At 57.6% G+C, this 22289-nt stretch carries 29 protein-coding genes; all 29 read left to right on the forward strand.

The features are described from left to right. Nucleotides 1-21: 21 nt before the first annotated feature. Entirely contained in the window at nucleotides 22-366 is a 345-nt protein-coding gene (locus tag V6942_RS06565) for a head decoration protein (protein ID WP_153429474.1), read from the forward strand. Nucleotides 367-397: 31 nt separating this feature from the next. Further along, complete coding sequence (locus V6942_RS06570) at nucleotides 398-1402, forward strand: major capsid protein (RefSeq protein ID WP_333500986.1); 1005 nt, start codon at nucleotides 398-400, stop codon at nucleotides 1400-1402. 10 nt (nucleotides 1403-1412) lie between these two features. Further along, nucleotides 1413-1712: a head-tail joining protein gene (locus V6942_RS06575; RefSeq protein ID WP_333500987.1), complete on the forward strand. Its 300-nt coding sequence runs from the start codon at nucleotides 1413-1415 to the stop codon at nucleotides 1710-1712. Further along, nucleotides 1709-2242 (forward strand): hypothetical protein, encoded by a 534-nt coding sequence (locus tag V6942_RS06580; protein ID WP_333500988.1) that lies wholly within the window; start codon nucleotides 1709-1711, stop codon nucleotides 2240-2242. Before V6942_RS06575 ends, V6942_RS06580 begins: the two co-directional genes overlap by 4 nt. Before the next feature lie 13 nt (nucleotides 2243-2255). After that, entirely contained in the window at nucleotides 2256-2771 is a 516-nt protein-coding gene (locus tag V6942_RS06585) for a hypothetical protein (protein ID WP_333500989.1), read from the forward strand. Nucleotides 2772-2899: 128 nt separating this feature from the next. Further along, complete coding sequence (locus V6942_RS06590) at nucleotides 2900-3418, forward strand: phage baseplate assembly protein V (RefSeq protein ID WP_333501050.1); 519 nt, start codon at nucleotides 2900-2902, stop codon at nucleotides 3416-3418. 75 nt (nucleotides 3419-3493) lie between these two features. After that, entirely contained in the window at nucleotides 3494-3718 is a 225-nt protein-coding gene (locus V6942_RS06595) for a hypothetical protein (protein WP_333500990.1), read from the forward strand. A 3-nt stretch (nucleotides 3719-3721) separates the two neighbouring features. Next, entirely contained in the window at nucleotides 3722-4054 is a 333-nt protein-coding gene (locus V6942_RS06600; RefSeq protein ID WP_333500991.1) for a GPW/gp25 family protein, read from the forward strand. Beyond that, the gene (locus tag V6942_RS06605; protein WP_333500992.1) at nucleotides 4051-4935 is read left to right on the forward strand and encodes a baseplate assembly protein; all 885 of its coding nucleotides are present in this window, start codon (nucleotides 4051-4053) and stop codon (nucleotides 4933-4935) included. The genes V6942_RS06600 and V6942_RS06605 overlap by 4 nt, the downstream gene beginning before the upstream one ends. After that, a complete protein-coding gene (locus tag V6942_RS06610; RefSeq protein ID WP_333500993.1) occupies nucleotides 4928-5551 on the forward strand; it encodes a phage tail protein I in 624 nt (207 codons plus the stop codon). The genes V6942_RS06605 and V6942_RS06610 overlap by 8 nt, the downstream gene beginning before the upstream one ends. Further along, complete coding sequence (locus V6942_RS06615) at nucleotides 5548-6627, forward strand: phage tail protein (protein ID WP_333500994.1); 1080 nt, start codon at nucleotides 5548-5550, stop codon at nucleotides 6625-6627. Before V6942_RS06610 ends, V6942_RS06615 begins: the two co-directional genes overlap by 4 nt. Nucleotides 6628-6635: 8 nt before the next feature. Continuing rightward, complete coding sequence (locus V6942_RS06620) at nucleotides 6636-7385, forward strand: hypothetical protein (RefSeq protein WP_202324343.1); 750 nt, start codon at nucleotides 6636-6638, stop codon at nucleotides 7383-7385. An 85-nt stretch (nucleotides 7386-7470) separates the two neighbouring features. Next, nucleotides 7471-8631: a phage tail sheath family protein gene (locus V6942_RS06625; RefSeq protein WP_333500995.1), complete on the forward strand. Its 1161-nt coding sequence runs from the start codon at nucleotides 7471-7473 to the stop codon at nucleotides 8629-8631. Nucleotides 8632-8643: 12 nt separating this feature from the next. Continuing rightward, entirely contained in the window at nucleotides 8644-9147 is a 504-nt protein-coding gene (locus V6942_RS06630; RefSeq protein WP_333500996.1) for a phage major tail tube protein, read from the forward strand. A gap of 52 nt (nucleotides 9148-9199) precedes the next feature. Next, nucleotides 9200-9523, forward strand: a complete 324-nt coding sequence (locus tag V6942_RS06635; protein WP_333500997.1) for a phage tail assembly protein — start codon at nucleotides 9200-9202, stop codon at nucleotides 9521-9523. A 49-nt stretch (nucleotides 9524-9572) separates the two neighbouring features. Then, on the forward strand, nucleotides 9573-12023 hold the full coding sequence (locus tag V6942_RS06640) for a phage tail tape measure protein (RefSeq protein WP_333500998.1): 2451 nt from the start codon (nucleotides 9573-9575) through the stop codon (nucleotides 12021-12023). A gap of 8 nt (nucleotides 12024-12031) precedes the next feature. After that, entirely contained in the window at nucleotides 12032-12961 is a 930-nt protein-coding gene (locus V6942_RS06645) for a phage tail protein (protein WP_333500999.1), read from the forward strand. After that, on the forward strand, nucleotides 12936-13142 hold the full coding sequence (locus V6942_RS06650; RefSeq protein WP_333501000.1) for a tail protein X: 207 nt from the start codon (nucleotides 12936-12938) through the stop codon (nucleotides 13140-13142). The genes V6942_RS06645 and V6942_RS06650 overlap by 26 nt, the downstream gene beginning before the upstream one ends. Before the next feature lie 3 nt (nucleotides 13143-13145). After that, nucleotides 13146-14198 (forward strand): phage late control D family protein, encoded by a 1053-nt coding sequence (locus tag V6942_RS06655; protein ID WP_333501001.1) that lies wholly within the window; start codon nucleotides 13146-13148, stop codon nucleotides 14196-14198. Nucleotides 14199-14264: 66 nt separating this feature from the next. Continuing rightward, nucleotides 14265-14564 carry a DUF6127 family protein gene (locus V6942_RS06660; protein WP_333501002.1) on the forward strand — a complete coding sequence of 100 codons (300 nt, stop codon included), beginning with the start codon at nucleotides 14265-14267 and terminating at the stop codon, nucleotides 14562-14564. A 2-nt stretch (nucleotides 14565-14566) separates the two neighbouring features. Then, nucleotides 14567-15028, forward strand: a complete 462-nt coding sequence (locus V6942_RS06665; protein ID WP_333501003.1) for a hypothetical protein — start codon at nucleotides 14567-14569, stop codon at nucleotides 15026-15028. Beyond that, nucleotides 15028-15525, forward strand: coding sequence for a lysozyme (locus V6942_RS06670; protein WP_333501004.1), 498 nt, complete (start codon nucleotides 15028-15030; stop codon nucleotides 15523-15525). The genes V6942_RS06665 and V6942_RS06670 overlap by 1 nt, the downstream gene beginning before the upstream one ends. 288 nt (nucleotides 15526-15813) lie before the next feature. Then, the gene (locus V6942_RS06675) at nucleotides 15814-16950 is read left to right on the forward strand and encodes an ISAs1-like element ISAs12 family transposase (RefSeq protein WP_021141311.1); all 1137 of its coding nucleotides are present in this window, start codon (nucleotides 15814-15816) and stop codon (nucleotides 16948-16950) included. 83 nt (nucleotides 16951-17033) lie between these two features. After that, nucleotides 17034-17984: a UDP-glucuronic acid decarboxylase family protein gene (locus tag V6942_RS06680; protein ID WP_333501005.1), complete on the forward strand. Its 951-nt coding sequence runs from the start codon at nucleotides 17034-17036 to the stop codon at nucleotides 17982-17984. Nucleotides 17985-17988: 4 nt separating this feature from the next. After that, the gene (locus tag V6942_RS06685; RefSeq protein WP_333501006.1) at nucleotides 17989-18786 is read left to right on the forward strand and encodes an ABC transporter permease; all 798 of its coding nucleotides are present in this window, start codon (nucleotides 17989-17991) and stop codon (nucleotides 18784-18786) included. 4 nt (nucleotides 18787-18790) lie between these two features. Then, nucleotides 18791-19534 (forward strand): ABC transporter ATP-binding protein, encoded by a 744-nt coding sequence (locus V6942_RS06690; protein WP_333501007.1) that lies wholly within the window; start codon nucleotides 18791-18793, stop codon nucleotides 19532-19534. 68 nt (nucleotides 19535-19602) lie between these two features. Beyond that, nucleotides 19603-20715, forward strand: a complete 1113-nt coding sequence (locus V6942_RS06695; protein ID WP_333501008.1) for a glycosyltransferase family 4 protein — start codon at nucleotides 19603-19605, stop codon at nucleotides 20713-20715. After that, the gene (locus V6942_RS06700) at nucleotides 20712-22004 is read left to right on the forward strand and encodes a glycosyltransferase family 4 protein (protein WP_333501009.1); all 1293 of its coding nucleotides are present in this window, start codon (nucleotides 20712-20714) and stop codon (nucleotides 22002-22004) included. The genes V6942_RS06695 and V6942_RS06700 overlap by 4 nt, the downstream gene beginning before the upstream one ends. Before the next feature lie 11 nt (nucleotides 22005-22015). Further along, the coding region (locus tag V6942_RS06705) for a hypothetical protein (RefSeq protein WP_333501010.1) at nucleotides 22016-22289 on the forward strand (274 nt) is incomplete at its 3' end.

Raw genomic sequence — 22289 nt, forward strand, 5'->3', positions numbered from 1 at the left:
TCGTCACCTGGAGCACACGCCATGAACATCCAAACCGAGGCCGTCCACACGGCTGAATTTCTTCTCTCCGAGGGCAACCGCGAGATCTCGCGCGAAGCCATCACGGTCGCTGCCGGTGACGCGCTGCCTGCCGGGCAGGTCCTGGGCATCCAGACCGCCTCGGGCCATTACGCCGCCTACAGCCCGGCCGCCACCGACGGCACTGAGGTGGCAGTGGGCATCTTGCATGCCGCACTGCCGACCTCGGCAGACGTACGTAACGGCGTGGCTTTCGTGCGCCTGGCTGAAGTCGCCGCAGCGCGTCTGACGGGTCTGGATGCCGCCGCGATTGCCGACCTCAAAACCCGTCACCTCATCGTGCGCTAACCCACGTGCTTAACCCATTGCGGAGACTTGCATGCCCCTGACTCTCGACATCTTCAACGACGACGCCTTCGGTGTCGCTTCGCTCACCGCCGCCATCAACAACCCGCCCGAAGGCCAATATGTGCCCACCCTGCTCGACAGCCTCTTTGAAGAAGAAGGCATCACCACGACCTCGGTCATGATCGAGCGCGATGGGGATGCTCTGGCCCTGGTGCCAGCCAGCGAGCGCGGTGCACCGGGTGACGTTACCGTGGGATCGAAGCGCGACATGATCCCGTTCTCCACCCTGCACCTTGCCACCACGGGGGCCATCAAAGCGGACGAAGTCCAGGGTGTGCGCGCCTTTGGCTCTGAGTCGCAAACCCAGACGGTGCAGAACCTGGTCACCCAGCGCCTGCTCAAAATGCGCCAGCGTCTGGAAGCAACCCTGCGCTACCACCGTTTCGGCGCGGTCACCGGCAAGATCTACGATGCGGACGGTTCGCGCGTCCTGCTGGACTTGCACCAGCGCTTTGGTATCACCGCGCAATCGGTCGCTATGGCACTGGGCACCGAGACCACCGACTTGCAGCAAAAGATTCGCGATGCCAAGCGCAAGAGCGAGGATGTGATCGGCGACTCGGGCGTGATCACCGGCTGGCTGGGCATTTGCGGTCGCGGTTTCTACGATGCCTTTGTCGGCCACGCCACCGTTAAGCAGGCCTACGACCGCTGGAACGATGGTCAATTCCTGCGGGACGATCTGCGCAAGGGCTTCACCTTCGGCGAGGTGACCTGGAAGGAGTTCTACGGCAAGGTCGGCAGCATCAGCTTCATCGGCGAAAACGATGCCTACCTGATCCCGAGCGGTGTCTCGGAGCTCTTCATCACCCGTTATGCGCCGGCTGACTACATGGAGACGGTCAACACCATCGGTTTGCCTCTCTATGCCAAGCAGGAGCTGATGCGTATGAACAAGGGCGTGGCGCTCGAAGCGCAGTCCAACCCGCTGAACCTGTGCACCAAGCCGCGTGCGGTCATCAAGCTCACCAAGTGAGTCGGCTGACATGCAAGACTTTCGTACCCTCGGCAATGCACTGGATGCCAGCGTGTTCGATACCTTGGCCGATCAGGCCGATATCGCCGGTCGTCCGGTGCGGGGCATGTTCTCTTCCCCATGGCTCGCCCCCCAGGTGGGGCGCTTGGATACCGGCCTGATTGAGCCGCAGCTCATCGTGCGCGATCTCGATGCGGTTGATGTGGCCAGGGGCACGAGCTTGAGCTTTGATGGCCAGACGTTCGAGGTCGTCGGGATCGAGCCTGATGGCACCGGCGTCACGGCCCTGATTCTGAGGCCCATGGCATGAGCACGACCCTCAAAGTCGATATCGATGTGGGGCAGGTGCTGGCATTGACCCAGGGTCTGACCGCCAGCGCGAGCCAGGCGGCCTGGCGCCGCACCCTGCGCAAGACCGGGCAGTGGGTCAAAAGCCAGACCGCCAAGGCGGTTAGCGCTGAGACCCGAATCCCGCAAAAGCTGCTGCGCCAGCGCCTGTATTTCTTTCTGCGCTCGCGCGACAGCGGCAAGGTCTGGCTGGGGCTGAATGCCATCGAAGCCTACCGCTTGGGCAAGCCGCGCCAGACACGCACCGGCATCTCGGTAGGGCGCCATCGGTTTGATCAAGCGTGGCGAATGCGCAAGCGCTCACCCGACGGACCTCTGTATCGCCGTACCACGCAGGCCCGTCGGCCCTATGAGGTGGTCAAGGTGGACTGGGCTGGCGCCGGTGAAGCGGCATTTCGACAAGCGGCCGAGCGCGCCGAGGAACGGCTGCTGACGGTGCTGCGCCAGGAAGTGAACTACGAAATTCACAAGGCGCTGGCCAAGGCCCGATGAGGATGCAAACCCCATGATTGATTCACTTGCCCAATTGCACACCGCAATCGTCAGCGGCCTACGCGCCAAGCTGGACGGGGTGCCCACGGTCGAGGCTTATCCGGTCTTGCAGCGCCGCATCAGCCTGCCTGCCGTGCTGGTGGAGCTCGCCGAGATGGAGCCCGACGATGATCCGGGAACGGGCGCCACGGCGCTCATCGGTCGATTCCAGGCGCGCGCCATCGTGGACCCCAATGCGGCGCAGGCTGACCTGCTGGTGCGAGAACTGGCGGCCCGTGTTGCGGTGGCCCTGACCCATGAAACCTGGGGGCTGCCGATCACCATGGCCAATCTGGTGCAGATCGGGGATGACGCCTTCAAGCCGGAGCTCGATGGCTATCTGGTCTGGGTGGTCGAATGGACCCATGCCTTTCATCTGGGCGAGATCGTCTGGCCCTATGCCGATGAAAGTGGTCTGGCCATCTGGGTGGGGTTCACGCCGGGCACCCAGCGACCTGACAGCTACGAGCCCCTGACGGAGGCGCTATGAGCGAGGCTTATGCGATTGGCGAGCACGACCGCATGATCGCGGCCATTTTGCAGGCCGGCACCATCGAAGTCGTCGATCACAGTAACGCTCGAGCACGGGTACGCATCGGCGACTAGGTCTCAGCCTATCTGCCCTGGCATGTGCCGGCCGCCGGTGAGGTGCGCATCTGGCGCGCCCCGTCGGTGGGTGAGCAGTGCCTGCTGATTTCTCCCTCGGGTATGCCAGAGGCCGGTTTCATCCTGCCGGGCTTTTACACCACGACGCATGGCCAGGCCGACAACCGCGACCATGTGACAGTGATCCGCATGCCCGATGGCGCGCAGATGCTCTATGACTGGCAGGCCGGTGCGCTCCTGGTTGATGGCACGCAGACCGTGACCGTAAAAAACGCCAGCGCTGTGCTCATCGACAGTGGTGGCCCGGTGACGGTCAAAGCACCCAGCATCACCCTGGATGCACCGGAAACCACGGTCACTGGCAATCTGACGATTGGTGGAGCGCTCGCCCAGGGTGGTTCGGGTGGCGGTAATGCCACCTTCGGCGGCCAGGTACACGCACAAGGCGATGTCACTGCCGGCAGCATCAGCCTGCAGGGTCACACCCACACCGAACAAGGCGACGGCGCGCAAACCAGCGCTGCCCGCTAATTCTTCCTTTAGCAACCTATCCAACAACCCCGTCCCGGTTCGCACTGGATGGGGTTGTGCATTTCAGGAGCCCACATGGCCAAGATCGAGACCAAGCCCGCTGCTACCTCGGAGGAGAAATCCGCCCTGACAGTGACTTTCCGCGACCTCGCGTTCAAGAGCCGCACCCTGGTGCTGGCCGATGGTCGTAGCTTTGCGGTCGAACAGGGGCGCATCCAGACGGGTGACGCCGCCCTGATCGTCTTTCTGGAAAAGCAACCTGACATCCAACGTGAGGCCGAACCACTGGCCGGAGTGTGATCCATGGCTTTGATTGGCATGAGCCGCGACAACGGCCAGGCCCTTGCTGGCATCGCGCACCTCAAGCAGTCAATCCGCGACATCCTGAGCACACCCTTGGGCAGCCGTCGCATGCGCCCGGAGTACGGCTCGGACATTCCCCGCTATGTGGATCTGCCCATCAACAAGGGCTGGATCTCGGCAGTGCAGGCAGAAGCCGCACGTGCCATTGGTCGCTGGGAGCCACGTATCCGTTTGTCGGCGGTGCGCATCACCGGCGTGGTCGATGGGCGCATCGATTTCCGGATTGAAGGCGAATACGACGCCGCCCCCTTGCTGCTGGAGGTGGCCCTGTGATCGACCTGTCCCAACTGTCTGCTCCCGAGGTCGCTGAGCCACTGGACTTCGAGGTGATTTACCAGGACTTGTTGGCCACGTTTCGTGCGCTGATGGGCGAGGGATGGACGGCCCCGCTGGAGTCTGATCCGGTGGTGAAGTTGCTCGAGCTGGCCGCCTACCGTGAAGTGCAGCTGCGAGCCCGCATCAACGATGCCGCGCGCGCCGTGTTGCTGGCCTATGCCGTGGGCTCCGACCTTGAACAACTGGCGGCCAACGTCAACGTCTCGCGCCTGCTCGTCTCGCCTGGTGACGCCGAGGCCACACCGCCCCTCGACCCCGTTTATGAAAACGATGCCAGTCTGCGTGCCCGCGTGCAGCGGGCTTTCGAAGGACTGTCGGTGGCCGGCCCACGGGCGGCCTACATCTTCCATGCGCTGTCGGCCGATGGGCGCGTGGCCGATGCCTCGGCCGAAAGTCCGGCCCCGGCCCAGGTGGTGGTCACGGTGCTCTCGCGCGAAGGCGATGGCAGTGCTTCTGCCGATCTGCTGGTCGTGGTTGAGGCGGCTTTGTCCAGTGAAGAGGTCCGCCCGGTGGCCGATCAGCTCACCGTGCAAGGCGCGCAAATCGTGCCCTATCAGGTGAGCGCCACGCTCTGGCTGTATCCGGGGCCAGAGGTAGAGCCCATCCTCGCTGCTGCTCAGGCGCAACTGGAGGCCTATGTCAGCACCCAGCGCCGGCTCGGACGCGACATCCGGCGCTCGGCCTTGTTCGCTGCTTTGCATGTGGAGGGGGTGCAGCGGGTCGAGCTCCTGTATCCGGAAGCCGACGTGGTGCTGACCAGCAGCCAGGCGGCGCATTGCACTGCAATCGACATTTCCACCGGAGGCTTCGATGAGTAGCGCTCTGCTGCCGGCTAATAGCACAGCACTGGAGCGGCATTGGGCGGAGGCGACACAGCGCGAAACACCGGTGCCGATTGCCGACCTGTGGCGGTCCCAATCGTGCCCAGCCAACTTGCTGCCGTATCTGGCCTGGGCGCGCTCAGTGGATCGCTGGGACCCAGCCTGGTCCGATGCGGCCAAGCGCGGTGTCATCGCCTCGGCGTTTTACGTGCACCAGCACAAAGGCACGATCGGTGCGCTGCGCCGGGTGGTCGAGCCCTTGGGCTACCTGATCGAGGTGGTGGAGTGGTGGGAGCTCGTGCCTGCCGGGCCGGCGGGCACCTTCAGCCTGAAGGTGGGCGTGCTCGATACCGGCATCACCGATGCCATGTATCTGGAGCTCGAGCGCCTGATCGACGACGCCAAGCCGTTGAGCCGCCACCTGATTGGCCTGGCGATTAGCCTGGAAGCACGGGGCGATTGCCCGATCCATGTCGCCGCTTACGAGGGCGACGAGATGGTCGTCTATCCCTACACCCCGGCTGAGGTCGAGGTCACTGGCGTGATTGGCTCCTCCGGTGCAGACCACACCATCGACCACATGAATATTTATCCCTGGAGTTCGCTCGCATGAGTCAAACCTACTTTGCCATCCTGACTGCGATTGGCGAGGCCAAGCTGGCCAATGCCACTGCGCTCGGGACCACGCTACAACTGACCCAGATGGGCGTCGGTGATGGCAACGGCAGCACGCCGCTGCCCAATCGCAACCAGACCACATTGCTTCGAGAAAACCGACGCGCTCCGCTCAACCGCCTTTTTGTCGATCCGGCCAATGCCAGCCAGATCATTGCCGAGCAGGTGATCCCAGAGGAGATTGGCGGCTGGTGGATTCGCGAGATTGGCCTGTACGACGCTGACGGTAATCTGTGCGCGGTGGCCAACTGCCCAGACACCTACAAGCCCGTGCTCGCCGAGGGTTCGGGGCGCACGCAGGTGATCCGCATGGTGCTGATCGTGAGCAATACCTCAGCCGTGCAACTGAAAATCGATCCGGCGATCGTGCTGGCCACACGTGGCTATGTGGATGATGAGTTCAACAAGCATCTGGCGGCGCTTGATCCCCATCCGCAGTACATGACCGCACCGGAAGTCGCCAGCGCCATTTCCGGGAAGGCTGACAAGGCCACGACGCTTGCGGGATACGGCATTGCTGACGGTGCTACGGTCGCCGCCGCTGAGCAAGCGGCTCCTGCCGGAGCTGTGGCTTTCTTTGGCATGACGGCGGCGCCAGCAGGTTGGCTAAAAGCCAACGGGGCGGAAGTCAGTCGGACGACTTATGCGGGATTATTTGCTGCCATTGGCACAACCTTCGGCGCTGGCAACGGTAGCACCACGTTTCGACTCCCCGACCTGCGCGGAGATTTCATTCGCGCCTGGGATGACGCACGTGGCGTGGATCTTGGCAGAGGTCTGGGCAGTTGGCAGAGCGAATCCTTCAAAAGCCATGATCACGTGATCAATTCGGCGGACGTGTTCAACACGGCGGCTTTCGTGATCAATGACAACGGGGGGGACAACATCGTGAGCTCGGACAACGCTCCGGCAATGTATGCCACGTATCACCCCAATCGCTATTACACCGGTGCATCGGGCGGCGCTGAAACCCGCCCCCGCAACACCGCACTGCTTGCCTGCATTAAATACTGAGGCCGCCCATGAAAACCCTCTATCACTACCATCCCGAAACCGGAGAGCTGCTGGGCGAGAGTCCGGCTGATCCGTCTCCTTTGGAACCGGAGGTCTGGCTGATTCCAGCCCATGCCACCGATCTGCCACCGCCCAAGACCAAAGCGCGGCAGGTCGCAGTCTTCCGAGATGTCCGTTGGCAGCTCGCTCCAGACTGGCGCTCGGCGGCGCTGTGGTCCACCGAAGACGGTACTGCCGTCTCGATCGCGGATATTGGTGTCACCCCCGCCGATGTTCACGCCACCGAAACGCCACGTCCCAGCGCGGCCCACCGATGGCAAAACGGTCAATGGCAGGAGGATGCAGATTTGCGCTTGGCATTGCTTGATGCTTTGAAGATCGAACTGTGCCAGCAGATCGATGGCCTCGCCGATCAGGTGAGGCGCGAGTTGGCCGGTGATCCCTTGCGGGTCGCTGAATACGACCGGGCTGCGCAGGAGGCCAGTGCGTATCAAACCGCAGGCTACGCCGGCACGGTTCCACCAGCGGTTCTGTCTTGGGCCGAAGCCAAAGGCTGGATCGCGCAGGCTGCTGCCGACGACATCTTGCGAGCTGCAGACCGTTGGAATGCAGCTCGCTACCAGTTGCGTGACCAGCGTCTCAAAACCAAAGAAGCCATTCGCAGTGCGCTTGATGAGGCGAGCGCCAATGCGATCGCGGCGGCCGGGCTTGACGCCCTGCGTACCGTGCCCCTGATGGCAGACGCGTTGCCGCCGTAACTTGCCCCACGCTTGATCCCTGCCATCCCCGCCCATGCCATCCGGCCCACCCCTGCGGTGGGCTTTTTACTTTCCGGAGAACACGATGCCCACTTCCTTCTTCCACGGTGTGACTGTCACCCTGATCGACACCGGTCCGCGCCCCATTGCCATTCCGTCCTCGTCGATCGTTGGCTTGGTCGATACCTACACGCCTGCCGAGGGGTTGGCCGAGCCCAACAAACCCATCTTGCTGACCTCTTACCGGGAGGCGGTGAAGCAGTTCGGTGCGAGCAGCGCACTGGCCAAATCGGCACGCGGCATCTACGCCCAATCGTCGGCCGTGGTGATCGCCATCGGCGTGCCTCTGGTCGCTGATGCGGCTGCACTCACCAGCGCCATCATTGGTGGCGTGACGGTCGATGGCCAGCGCACCGGCATGCAGGCGCTGCTCGATGGCAAGTCCGTCCATAACGCGCAGCCTCGCTTGATCGTCTGCCCGGGGCACTCGGCCACTCAGGCCGTGGCCAGTGCCATGGACGGCCTGGCGGCCAAGCTCAAGGCCATTGCCATTGTCGACGGCCCCAACACCGATGACGAAGCGGCCATTGCCTACTTCAACAACTTTGGCAGCAAGCGCGTCTTTGCGGTTGACCCTTGGCTAAAGGTCTGGGACACCGAGACCGGCGCAGCCAGCACGGTGCCGTTGTCCCCGTATGCCGCAGGCCTCTTTGCCCGGACCGATCGTGAGTACGGTTTCTGGGCATCTCCCTCCAATAAGGAGTTCGTCGAGGTTATCGGCACCGCACGCCCGATCGAGTTCTTGGATGGCGACGAGACCTGCCGCGCCAACCTGCTCAACGCCGCCAACATCACCACCGTCATCCGCGATGGTGGCTACCGCCTGTGGGGTAACCGCACACGCTCAGCCGACGCCAAGTGGGCTTTCGTCACCCGGGTGCGCACAGTCGACATCGTCATGGACGCCATCCTCTATGGCCACAAATGGGCGGTGGATCGCGTCATCACCAAGACCTACGTCAAGGACGTGACCGAAGGGCTGCAGGCCTTCATGCGTGATCTGAAAGCGCAGGGCGCCATCATCAATTTCGAGGTCTATCCCGACCCCGAACTCAACACCGCGAGCCAACTCGAGCAAGGCCGCGTGTACTGGAACATCCGCTTTACCGACGTGCCTCCCGCAGAAAACCCCACCTTCCGGGTCGAGGTCACGAACCAGTGGATTACCGAAGTTCTCGACATTTAAGGAGCCCGCACCGTGATCCCGCAAACCCTCTACAACCTCAATCTCTTCATCGACGGCGTGAACTTCGCCGGCATCGCCACCCAGGTCACGCCGCCCAAACTCAAGATCAAGGCCGAAGACTACCGGGGTGGCGGCATGGATGCCCCGATCAAGATGGATCTGGGCCTCGAAGCGCTGGAAGCCAATTTCTCGCTCTCGGGCATGTCGATCGAAGCCCTGCGTTTCTTTGGCCTGGCCGACCAGAGCGCCTTCAACGGCGTGTTCCGGGGCGCCTTTCGCACCCACAAGGGGGAGGTGCAGTCCTGCGTCGTGACCCTGCGCGGCATGTTGACCGAAGTCGACATGGGTGACTGGAAGCCCTCGGACAAGGCCGAAACCAAATTCAGCCTGGCCTGCAGCTACTACAAGCTCGAGCTCGATGGCCTGCTCATCTACGAGATCGACCCGATCGCCTCGGTGCGCATCGTGGATGGCCGCGATCAACTGGCCGACATCCGTACTGCCCTCGGCCTGTAACCCGCCTGTGACTCACTTCCCATCACGCCATCACACCACCGGAGACCCACTCATGGATCACCTGAGCATCAAACTGCAGCACCCGACCGAGTTCGACGGCATTCGCCGCGACACGCTGACCCTGCGCGCCCCGCTCGTGCGCGACATGCGCCTGGCCTCACGCCAGGCGCCTACTGACGCTGAAGAGCGTGAGCTGATCCTGTTCGGGATTCTGGCCGGCGTGGCGCCCAAAGACCTGGAGGGCATGCGCTTTACCGACTACAAGCGGCTACAAGACAGCTACTTTCGCCTGGTGTCCGCTCGCTCGGATGACAGCGCCCCTGCTGAGCCTGCTGATGAAGCGACTGGCGCGGGAACTGCACTTCCCGCCCTCTGAGATTGATGCCCTGGACCTCAGGGATGCCCTGTGGTGGCTGGAGGACTGAATGAAACGCGATATTGCACTGGGTATCGTCATTGGCGGCGCGGTCGATGCGTCGCTGGGCCGGGCGGTGACCGACACCCAGTCGCGCATCACTCGCCTAAAGCAGACCGCTGAGCAGCAACGCCTGTGGCAACGCACGATTGGCGAGACGCAGCGCCTGCAAGGCGAGTTTCGCAAACTGCACCTGAGCGGTGATGCGGCGGCCGACGGCATCCGCAAGAAAATCGAGAGCAATCTCACCGTTCTGCGCCAGGCCGGCATTGAAGCGGACAATCTGGACCGCGCCTATCAGCGGCTTGGCCGCACGGCGCGAGGGCTGGAGCTGCAGGCCGTTGGGCGTGAACGCATTGGCCAGGGGGTTTCGCAGGGGCGTGAAGCGGTGGGCGATGCCCTCAAGCTGACCGCCACGGTGGCGGTGCCGGCCACCATCTCAGCCAATTACCAGGCCATCGTGCGCGACATGGCAATCAAGGCCGGTATCGCCGGCACGGCCCGCGAGACACAAATCGGCGAGCAGGTCGCACAAAGTGCGCTGGCCAGTGGCATGGGGCGCAACGAACTGGCCGAGGCGGTCAATCAGTTGGTTGGTGGCGGCATGGATCTGGAGCGTGCCACGGCCTTTGCGCCGCTGCTGGCCAAGTTTGCCGTGGGCCAGGGTTCCGGCAGTGTCGACACCGCGCGCATGATCGGCGCGCTGGAGCAAAACGCCAAGATCACCGACCCGGCCCAGATGCAGCAAGCCCTGGAGGCGATCGCCTACCTGGGCAAGGAGGGTTCATTCGAATCCTCGGACATGGCACGCTGGTTTCCGGAGCTGTTGGCTGAGATGCAAAAGATCGGCATCACCGGCCAGGACTCGGTCAATCAGCTGGGCGCCATGCTGCAGGTGCAGATGAAGGTCTCCGGCTCGCCCGATCAGGCGGCCAACAACCTGAAGAACTGGTTCTCCAAGATCGGTTCGCCCGAGACCCAGCGACGCTACGCCGATGCCGGTATCGATTACACAGCCATGATGCAGGAGGCCATCGGCAAGGGCTGGAGCACGATGGAGTCCTCCTTTGTGCTGGCCCGGGCCTACATCGAGCAGGTCGATCCCCAGCGTGCCCAGCAAGTCTCCGTGGCGGCGCAACGCATCGGGCAAGAACGTGATCCGGCCAAGCAGCAGGCCATGCTGCAAGCCTTCGAAGCCACCCTGAAAACCGGTGACCTCTTCGCCGACATGCAGGTCAAGGCGGCGCTGACCGCCTATATGCAAAACGCCGATCTGTACCAACGCCTCAAGCAAAATGCCGCACAGGCCAGCGGTGAGATCGAGCAAGACCTGATCGCCCGGCGCGAAACCTCCAAGCAGATCTGGGCCGAGGTCGGTCAGGCGTGGGACGAGGCCTTGCGCCGGATTGGTGACGCCTTGCGTCCGGTGACCGACACCGTGGGCCAGGCTATCGGTTCTGTCGGCAGAGCTTTGGCCACGCTGGTCGAGCAAGCACCGATGGTGGTGGCGGGTTTGGCTACTGTGGCCGGCGGGCTGGTGGCGCTCAAGGGCGCCAAAGCCGCCTGGAATATCGGGCGCGGCGCTTTCGACCTGGCGCGTGGCACGCTCATGGCCGGCCGGATCGGGACTGGCAAAGGCCTACCCGGCAAGTTGGGCAATCTGGCCAGCGTGCTGACCGGAGCCACGGCCAGTGCAGGTGCCCAGCCGGTATTCGTCACCAACTGGCCCGGTGGTGGTGGCGGAGGACTGATGGATCTGCTGGGTCAGTCTGGTCGAGGTAGACCAAGCACCGCCAGGACCGCTGGCAAGGCGGCCGGGGGCGTCACGGCCTCGGCAAACAACCTGGGGCGCTTTGCGCGTGTGGGCAACTGGCTGGGCAAGGCCGGTGGCCGATTGGGTGGTGCCCTGGCCATCGGCACAGCTGCTTACCAGGTCTACGACACCAGCAAAAACGCCACCACCAGCCAAGAAAAAGCGCAGGGCTACGGCGGCGCGGCCGGCACGCTCGCGGGTGGTTTGGCGGGTGCTAAACTGGGTGCAGCGGTAGGCGCGCTCGGCGGCCCGATCGGTATCGCCATTGGCGGCCTCTTGGGTGGCGCCATAGGCAGTTTCGCCGGCGACATGCTGGGCGGCTGGCTTGGCAAATCGCTGGTCGCGCGCCCAACGCCACAGCCGGCACCGACATTGGCTGCCACTCAGCCCACCGGTGCGGAGGCTCAGCCTACTGCTGCAGCCAATATCCCGGCTCCTGCTGTCAGGCCAGCCACCCCGACAGCGGTAAAGGCGCCGCCTGTACCGCAACAGCTGAGTTTCTCACCCACGCTGCAAATCACCGTCAAAGGTGACGTCAAGGACCCGAGGCAGCTGGCCAATGAGCTGATGCCGCACCTTAAAACTCTGTTCGAACAATTCCAGCAAAAGGCCCAACGTGCCGCCTGGTACGACGGTGCCCATGTGTGAGGAGCACGATGTCCTTCGTTATTAGCAGGACCGCCATTACCCAGCAGGTATCGCAGGCGAGCACAGCCGTTGCGCGTGCCGCCAGCCATGCGCAGCGGCTTGGGCAACTGGCCAATACCATGACCAATACCACCCGGCCGGCTGAAAGTGTGTTCCGGCTGGCCAGCACCACCACCGCCGAATTGGTGCGAGGTGCCGCCGTACTCAAGGGCGTGGCGGCCCTCTTGCCCACCAGCGTGCTGTCATCCATTGAGCGCAGCACCGTAGGGCGCAGCCTGGCGACGCTTCAGACTGGGCTGGTCGACATCAACCGGCGCACCCAGCAAGTCGGACGCTTGATCGATGCCAGCCAGGCCGCGGCCAAGCGCCTGGGCACCGCCGTGCAATCGATCCAGAACGCGGCAAGCGCGGTTGGCACTCAGGTCACGACCATCAAGACGCAGTTGGGCAACGGGTCGCCCGTGGGTGCAGTTGTCGCTGCCACGGGCGGTTCGGGTACATCCCCACTGCCTAGCCTGTCCAGTGCTCGCCCACACCTGCTGGTGATGATTGCCGACCAAGGTGAGCGCTTTTACTTTGGCCTCAGCACCGCTGCTTTCGACAGCCTGCGCCGGCAGAGCAACTACAACGTCGCCATCCAGGAGCGGCTTGGCCGCCCGGAAGCCCTGCAGGCCGTCAATCAGGGCGGCGAATCGCTCACCCTCTCGGGTGTGGTCTTCGCCCAGATGGCCGGTATGAACCAGCTCAACGCCTTGCGGCGCATCGGCTTCCAGATGAAGCCCGTGGAACTCATCGCAGGGCATGGTGAAACCCTTGGTCGCTGGTATCTGACCAGCCTCTCTGAAGACCAGAGCGATTTGATGGCCGACGGCGCACCGCGCAAGCAAACCTTCACCGTGGAGTTCAAACGCTATGGCGACGACTATCAAAACCTCTGACGGCGATGTGCTGGATACCCTGTGCCAGCGTCACTTCGGGCATCTGCTGGGGTCGGTCGAGGCCGTGCTTGAGGCCAACCCGGGGTTGGCTGGCATCTCCCAGCCCTTTGCCGCCGGAGTGCAGATAGATCTGCCCGATCTCGCGTCGCCGCGCACCGACGTGATCCAGCTCTGGGACTGACCCATGCGCGCCATCTTTCAGGTCATTGCCAACGCGCAGGACATCACCGACCTGCTCAAAGACCGCTTGCTCAGTCTGGAACTGACCGACCGGGCGGGGCTGCAGTCGGACGAATGCGAGATTCGCCTGGACGATCGGGACGATCGCATCGCCTTCCCCAAAAAGGGTGCCGTGCTGCACATTTCATTGGGTTGGGAGGGGCAGGGTTTGAGTTTCATGGGCGCTTTCACAGTTGATGAGATCGAGCTCTCCGGCCCGCCCCGCACCCTCGTCATCCGGGGCAAGCCTGCAGACATGGCAGGCGCTGCCAAGAATGCCCGCCAGCATGCCTGGGAGCAGGTGCCGCTGTCGCAGATCGTCAAGGAAGTGGCTGCGCGCAACGGCTGGCAAGCGGTGTGCTCCATCCAAACGAATGTTCCCCGAGCCGACCAAGTTGGGGAGTCCGACCTCAACTTCCTCACCCGCCTGGCCCGCCAATACAACGCAACCGCCACCCTAAAGGAGCGCAAGTTGCTGGTGCTGCCGCGCGCCGATGGCAAAACCGCCTCTGGCAAAAGCCTGCCGGTGATCCAGTTGGAGCCTACTGCCATCAGCAGCTACCGATTGACCTTCCCGGATCGCGGAAGCGTAGCGTCGGTCAAGGCACGCGCGCACGACAGCAAGACCGGCCAGAAAATCGACATCGTGATCCCGAACCCGGATGCACCAACGGGTTCGAGTACTGCAGTTCACACCGACCGGCACATCTACCCCAACCCCAGCGCTGCCAAGGCGGCGGCCAGAGCCAAACTGGCCGGCATGAACCGGCAAACCGCCACGGGCAGTCTGACCTTGCGTGGGCGCGCCGACTTTGCTGCCGAGAAATCGGTCGCGCTCAAAGGCTTCAAGCAGGAGGCTGATGGCGCCTACCTGATCGAGTCGGTGACCCACCAGTTAGCCGGGCAGAGCTGGACAACAACTGTGGAGCTCTCCGCCGGGAAGTCTGGCAAAGCCAAAGCCGGGCACACCAAGCAGCCCGCCCGAAAGACCGCACTGGTTATCCCTGCTGCGCCCTGATCCATACATCTCTTCACCCCACCCAACCCCGCCCTCGTGCGGGGTTTCTTGTTTCTGGAGACCGCAATGAATACACCGATGACACCGACCACGCGAGACGGTTGGGTATCCATGCCGCTGGATGAATTTGAGCGATTGATCGAAGACGCAGCTGAGCGTGGCGCCAAGCGCGCCATGACCGATGTAGGTCTGGATGGCGAAAGTGCTGCTGCTGACATCCGTGAGCTGCGTGGACTGCTCGAGGCCTTCAATACCGCCAAGCACACGGCCTGGCAGACGTTGATACGCATGGTGACCACCGGCTTCATCTTGGCCTTGGTCGCCGGTGCGCTGATCAAGCTGAAACTCTTCGGTGGAGGCCACTGATCATGCTGACCTTGCTCGGATCACTGCTGGGCTTTCTCAGCAGCACCTTCCCGGAATTCCTCAAGCTGTTTCGCGACAGCCAGGATCGTAAGCACGAGCTCGCCATCCTGGATCGTCAGATGGAGCAGCAGCGGCTGGGGCATACCCAACGGCTGGAGGAAATCCAAATTGCGGCGGATGTTGCCGAGAGCCAATCACTGTACAGCTACGCCAACCACCCCACAGGCTTACCCTGGGTCGAGGCATTGCAGGCCTCGGTGCGCCCGGTCATCACCTATGCCTTCTTCCTGGTCTTCGCCTTGGTGAAGGTTTCGGCGTTGCTCACGATGCTGCAAGCCGATGGGATCACACTGACGGCTGCTTTGCAGGTCACCTGGGACGACGAGACCCAAGCGCTATTTGCCGCCGTGATGTCCTTTTGGTTCGGCAGCCGTCAGATCAGCAAGATGCGCAGGGGTGGCTGATGCGTCACGTCACCGAAGTAGGGTTGAACCTAATCAAACGGTTTGAGGGTTTTAGCCCGAAGATCTACATTTGCCCGGCCGGCTATCTGACGATCGGCTACGGCCATGTGGTGCTGGCACATGAAAAGGACCGGTTCGCTACGGGTATTACGCCTGCCGAGGCCACCGAGCTTCTGCGCAAGGACGTCGGGATCGCCGAGCGAGCCGTGCTACGGCTCATCTCCGTGCCTCTGACGGACGGGCAGTTCGATGCCTTGGTGTCTTTCACCTTCAACCTTGGGGCCGGAGCGCTGCAGCGCTCGACCCTGCGGCGGAAGGTGAACCGTGGCGAACACGAAGGCGCCCCTGCTGAGTTGATGAAATGGGTGTGGTCGGCTGGGAAACGTCTGCCGGGTCTGGTTCGCCGAAGGAAAGCGGAGGCCTTGGCCTACGCCTACGGGACGCCTGTGAGCGCAGTGGTGCGCATAGATGATGGCGAAAGCATGCAGAAAGGGTGACGTACCCCCAGGGCGAGATCGTGAACATTTTGTTAAAAATTAAAAATAGTTTTTTGCCTACAAAACAGATACTTATAGGCCTGTGATATGCAGTTAACTTTATAGTCAGGATCGCCTTCACACTTTTTAATCGTCACTGCACGTCATTTCAGCTCAAAAAATGCGCATGAAATCCAAAAAATGATAATTTCCATGATTTCCATAGTTAACAATTTGCTCACATCCTCACCCTGAAATTTGACCTGGTGATCCGGCTGTGATCTCATGCTCCTTTTCAGGAGTGCTCTCATGTCTATTGATGCCGTTTTCGCTCAGTTCTTCGACAATATTCACGACCCTCGCCAGCATGCCAAGATTTATTATCCCTTCTACGATGTCCTGTTTCTCACCGTCTGTGCCGTGATCGGCGGGGCTGAGGGCTGGGAAGATATTGAGGATTTCGGCGAGGTTCATCTTCCCTGGTTTCAATCCAAGGGACTGTTTAAAAACGGCATTCCTGTCCATGACACCATTGCCAGGATCATCTCCGGCATCAAACCAGAGCCGTTTCAGGCCGCCTTTGTGCGGTGGACTCAAGCCATTAACCAGCACACCGATGGCGCCCTGGTCGCTATCGATGGCAAAACCCTGCGCAGTTCCTATGACCGTGAGGATCGAACGTCGACCATTCACATGGTCAGTGCCTATGCCGCCGCCAATAAGCTGGTGCTCGGACAGATAAAAACCGACGCCAAGTCCAATGAAATTACCGCTATTCCCGAGTTGCTGGCGCTGCTCGACATCAAAGGCTGCCTGGTATCCATCGATGCGATGGGGTGCCAGACCGAGATCGCCGAGACCATCCTTCAGCAAGGTGGCGATTACTTATTGGCCGTCAAAGGCAACCAACCCAAGTTGTTCGAGGCGGTTCGACAGGCCCTCGCCCCGCTGGCGGCCACCCCGTTATGCGCAGAGACGATGACGCTTGAGAAGGCTCATGGCCGCATCGATGGTCGTGAGTACCATGTCATGGCGGCGGGCGAGTTGGCCGCCCAGTTTCCTCATTGGAAACAGTTGCACAGCATTGGCGTGGCCATCTCCTATCGCGTTGAAAATATGCAAAAAATTACCATAGAGCAGCGTTATTTCATCAGTTCCAAAGCGTTGGTGCAGGATGAGTTTGCGCGAGCGGTGCGTGGGCACTGGGCCATCGAAAATAGCCTGCACTGGGTGCTGGACGTCACGATGGGCGAGGATGATTGCCCGATTTATCGCGGTGATGCCGCAGAGATTTTGGCGTGCATCCGGCACATGGGGCTGAACATGCTCAGGGCCGAGACTTCACGCAAGGCGAGCGTAAGACGGAAGCAAAAAATCGCAGGAATGAGCAGTGAATATCTGGAAACGGTACTCAATGCGGGTCTCAAAAAACTGGGTGAAATTTAACAAAATGTTCACGCTCTCACCCTTGACGTACCCCCCCCCCGCAGGCTAAAATCTGCGTTATTGCTTAATAAGCGGAGGTTTGCGTGCGTGTTTCTAATAGAAAACGAGTTCTGGTGACGGGTGGCGCCGGCTTTTTGGGATCTCATCTCTGCGAGCGTCTGCTGAATGACGGATGCGATGTGCTCTGTGTCGATAACTTTTACAGTGGCACAAAAGATAATGTTGCGCACCTAATCGGCAATCCGCACTTTGAGTTGATGCGCCACGACGTAACTTTCCCGCTTTACGTTGAAGTGGACGAAATTTACAACTTGGCCTGCCCTGCATCCCCTGTCCACTATCAATGGGACCCGGTGCAGACAACAAAAACCAGCGTACATGGCGCCATCAATATGCTCGGCTTGGCAAAGCGCACCAAAGCGAAGATATTCCAAGCCTCAACCAGTGAGGTTTACGGTGACCCCGAAGTGCACCCGCAAAAAGAAAGCTATTGGGGGCGTGTCAATCCCATCGGTATCCGTTCTTGTTACGACGAAGGCAAGCGTTGCGCGGAAACCTTGTTTTTTGATTACCACCGACAGCATGCGTTAGAGATCAAGGTTGTACGCATTTTCAACACCTATGGTCCAAGAATGCACCCAAATGACGGGCGGGTGGTGAGTAACTTCATCGTTCAGGCCCTGCGAGGTGAAGACATCACGATTTACGGTGACGGCTCCCAAACCAGAAGCTTTTGCTACGTCGACGATTTGATCGAGGGTTTTGTAAGGATGATGGCAAGCCCGAAAGAACTGACTGGTCCAGTGAATCTAGGAAATCCAGGGGAGTTCACGATCCGCGAGCTCGCAGAGACCGTATTAAAAATGATAGGCGGAAAATCAAAATTGGTCATGATGCCACTTCCACAAGATGATCCTAAACAGCGGCAACCAGATATTGAGCTCGCGAAATCAGAATTAAGTTGGGAGCCGAGAATAGACTTGGCGAGTGGCCTCAAGCAGACAATCGAATATTTTAAAGAAAAATTAGGTTGAACTAATGAATTTGGCTTTATCTATCGCCAAAAATGATCTGGTGGGCTCTTTCGAAAACTGGAGCCTAATTGGAATATTAGGATGGCAGGATGTAAAACAAAGATACCGGAGATCTGCACTGGGGCCCTTTTGGCTGACTATCAGCATGGGAGTCATGATCGGGTCTATCGGGTTGGTCTTTGGGCATATTTTCAAGTCGCCTATTGCGGAGTATCTTCCTTTTTTGGCGATTGGAATGATCATCTGGTCATTTATTACTTCTGTAATAAATGAAGGGTGCCTAGGTTTTGTGAATGCAGAGGGCGTAATTAAGCAAATGCCTTTGCCCTTGGCTTTGCATATAGCAAGAGTTGTTTGGAGAAATATAATTATACTTGGTCACAATCTATTGATTGTGCCCATATTGTTTGTCGTGATAGGCAAATATTTTGAATGGTCTGCAATTATTGCTATACCAGGATTGTTTCTTTTAATTGCAAATGTGGCGTGGATGGCGCTGATACTGGGAGTGATTTGCACGCGCTACAGGGATTTGCCTCAGATCGTAATGAGCCTTATTCAGGTTGCCTATTTTTTGACGCCAATAATTTGGATGCCATCCCAATTGTCTGAGAGGGCGTCATTTTTATTGCTGTCGCTTAATCCTGCATATCACACGATCGAACTTGTGCGAGCTCCGCTATTGGGGCAATTACCTCTATTGGAAAATTGGGTGTTCTCATTAGTTTTTTGTGCAATTGGATGGATTTTGACAATGCTTGTTTTTGGAAAATTCAAGCGAAGAATAGCGTATTGGTTGTGAGATTATGTCTTTAATTAAACTGGATAACGTATCAATTGCCTTTCCCGTCTACAACGCAAACGCTAGGTCATTGAAGAAAAAAATGTTTCAGATCGCTACAGGCGGTCGGATTGCTTCCGGCGCTGATGGCCGCGTAGTAATCGAGGCGTTGTCAGGTCTTAATATGAGCTTTTCTGATGGAGATCGCGTTGGCTTATTAGGGCACAACGGTGCTGGGAAAAGTACTTTTTTAAGACTGCTGGGGGGGATTTATCATCCAACTAGTGGGTTGATCTCTGTAGAGGGAAAGGTTGGATCCTTAATCGATATTTCACTCGGAATCGATCCGGAAGCAACTGGCCGAGAGAATGTTTACATACGTGGCGCCTTGCTTGGGATGACGAGACGAGAAATTGAATCTCGATTCGATGAAATCGTAGAATTTTCAGAACTTGGAGAGTTTATCGATATGCCTTTGAGAACCTATTCAACGGGTATGCATATGAGACTGGCCTTCACCATTTCGACAATTATACGCCCAGATATTTTATTGATGGATGAGTGGCTATCAGTTGGGGATGAGGGATTTAAACACAAAGCAGAGGAGAGAATGAAGAGTCTCGTCGAGGCGACTAGGATACTTGTGCTAGCCTCGCATTCGAAGGATTTGATTCTTTCTGTTTGTAATAAAGTAATTTGGTTGGAGCACGGAAAGGTAAAGCTTGAGGGCTTGCCAGAAGATGTTTGCAGACATTACTTTGATCGTTAATACTAGCCGGCATTTAATGTACGAGCTTGCAAGATATCTAAAATCCGATTTCTTACCAGTATGAAACCATGAATGCTAAAGTTCTTAATGTATGCCACTTGACACCGACGTATTTTTCAGAAGACTCGGTTGTTGGTGGGGGTGAGCGTTATGTATATAACCTCGTAGAGGCGGTTAGAGAGGCAAACCGTACTGCAGAAATAAAAATTAATCAGAGTGTGATATCGATATCTGATAACAGTGGAACAATTACTCGGGATGGAGTCGTCATACAGTTGTTGAATAATATTTCCCCGACTCCTGGGAATATGAATTACATTCCAAATCAGCTATGGAAACATCTCGAAGGTCTTGATGTTCTTCACATACATCAAGGCCTAACCCAGTTTGGTGAGTACTGTGCAGTTGTTGCTGCTTCACTAGGAATTCCGTTCGTAATTACAGATCTTGGCGGTGGTAGCAGTAACTTGATGCTTTCGGGCAAAGGTTTAGAACTCGCAAATAGGGTGATTGCAATTTCTAAATATGCGAATTCCTTGACGTCAACCAGTTATTCTGGTGAAACCAGTGTTCTTATTGGGCCTGTCGATACTGAATATTTTTCGCCTTGTGAAGCACAAAATAGATTTAAAAAATATGGGATCTGTGTAAGTCGAATCTTGCCGCATAAGGGAATTGACAGAATAATTTCTGCATTACCCTACGAGCTTGAGTTAAAAGTAGTGGGCAAAGTTTACGACCAAGATTATTTTGATTTACTTAGGCGTTTATCTGAGGGGAAAAAGGTCGATTTTGTTCAAGACGCTGGCGATGAAGAGTTGCTTGCCCTCTATCAAGGAGCTGATATTTTCTTGCAAGGCTCCACTCACAAGGATATTTACGGAAACATAATTCAAAAGCCTGAGTTAATGGGGCTTACTACGCTAGAAGCTATGTCATGTGGTCTCCCTGTAATTGTGTCGGACGCTGGCTCACTACCGGAAATGGTCCCCAATGATAGGGTTGGGCGTGTATTTTCTAATCACGCAGACTTGTCAAAAATATTTGATGAGTACATGAGCGGAAAATGGCCTCTAGAGGATGCTCGTTTAGAAGCCAGAAATCATGTGGTTGATAACTATAGCTTTTTGACAGTGGGAAAATCTCTTTCTGCTATTTACAAGGAGGTATTTGGTTTATGAAAATCCTTGTAATCTCAAATCTTTATCCACCATTTTACTTGGGCGGTTATGAGTTGGGCTGTAAAAATATTGTTGATGGACTCGTTACCAAAGGGCACGATGTTGTTGTCCTAACCTCACCTTCTCACGTTCGACCGAGTGCGGGGCATGAGCAAAGCGATGTCAGTGCTTGTGCCTCTACGGGTGTCATATTGAGGCGCCTTCAATTGCGGAGCTTTCAGCCCGTAAGCAGCTCAGCTGAATCTGCTAGAAAGCTTGTTCATTTTGAATCAATGGTCAGTAACTTCACGAACACTTGTGCAGTTCTTGACGCGATCAATGATTTTAAACCAGAAGTTGTTTATTTATTTAACTTGGTTGGCGTTGGTGGATTGGCTATCGTTGATGCTCTAAATGCAAGGCAAATTCCATGGTTAATGCATTTGATGGATAGGATGCCTGAGACGCTGCAAAGTGGAATTGATCAATCCACTCTTTCTATCTTTAATGCTTACGGTGGTGACCTTTATAACAAGGGGAATATCATTTCGATGAGTAAGCATCTGATAGATGAGATTGAGTCCTTGTCTGGATTTAAGTTCTCCAATCAGATCGACTTGGTGCCTGGTTGGGCTAAAACTGAAAAGGAAATATATAGGCGGGAATACAGTCGGTTCTGTAACTATAGATTTGTCACCGCTGGAGCGGTTCAGTCGCATAAAGGAATCGAAATAATATTGGAGGCTTCAGCCATACTCAAGGCGCAGGGAATAAAGAATTTTACCGTTGAAATATACGGCGATGGCAATGTTGGGCACTACGTTGATGTATCAAAGCATTTAAACGTAGCCGATGCTGTAACATTTTGCGGATCGAGGACGCAGGATGAATTATCGGAGATTTACAAGCTATCTGACGCTTTTCTTTTCCCCACTTGGGAGCGTGAACCTTTCGGTTTTGCACCGGTTGAGGCAGCAGCATGGGGGTGCATCCCAATCATCACAAGCACGTGTGGAGTCGCAGAGAGATTAATTCACAATGTTAACTCTTTAAAAATAGAGCGAAATGCAGGCTCTCTTTCTTCTGTCATGCGGAGTTTTTGCGTTGGTGAAATTGATTGTCAACGTATTGGCTTTAACGCGCAGTTGATCACAAGGGAAGACTTGAACTTTAAATATTGTCTTAATCAGATTGAAAATTCGCTCAAGCGTATTTTCGAGACTTCCGCTTCAGAATGTCAGAAAATTAATTGGCGAGATTATAATTTAGCATATCTAAAGCATAACCTCGCTCATAGACTTTATTTGTAAAGGTTTTTTCCATGAATATACACGAACTTTATCTTAGTGGTGTATCCAGTGCCCGCACTCGCTTCTTAATGAACCCATTAAGGAGAATATTGTTTAAGCTAATGAGGCCGTATTTCAATCATTTTATTGCTGAGTTGGGAAACTTAAGCGAGCAGCCTAGTCTAGAGCATCGTTTCAATACTGTAGAGACGAGGATGCATGCCACCAGCAAAGATTTGGAAGCTATGGGGCATCGTTTCAATACTGTAGAGACGAGGATGCATGCCACCAGCAAAGATTTGGAAG

Source organism: Kluyvera genomosp. 2 (genome assembly GCF_036759865.1).
Taxonomy (GTDB): Bacteria; Pseudomonadota; Gammaproteobacteria; order Enterobacterales; family Enterobacteriaceae; genus Kluyvera; species Kluyvera ascorbata_B.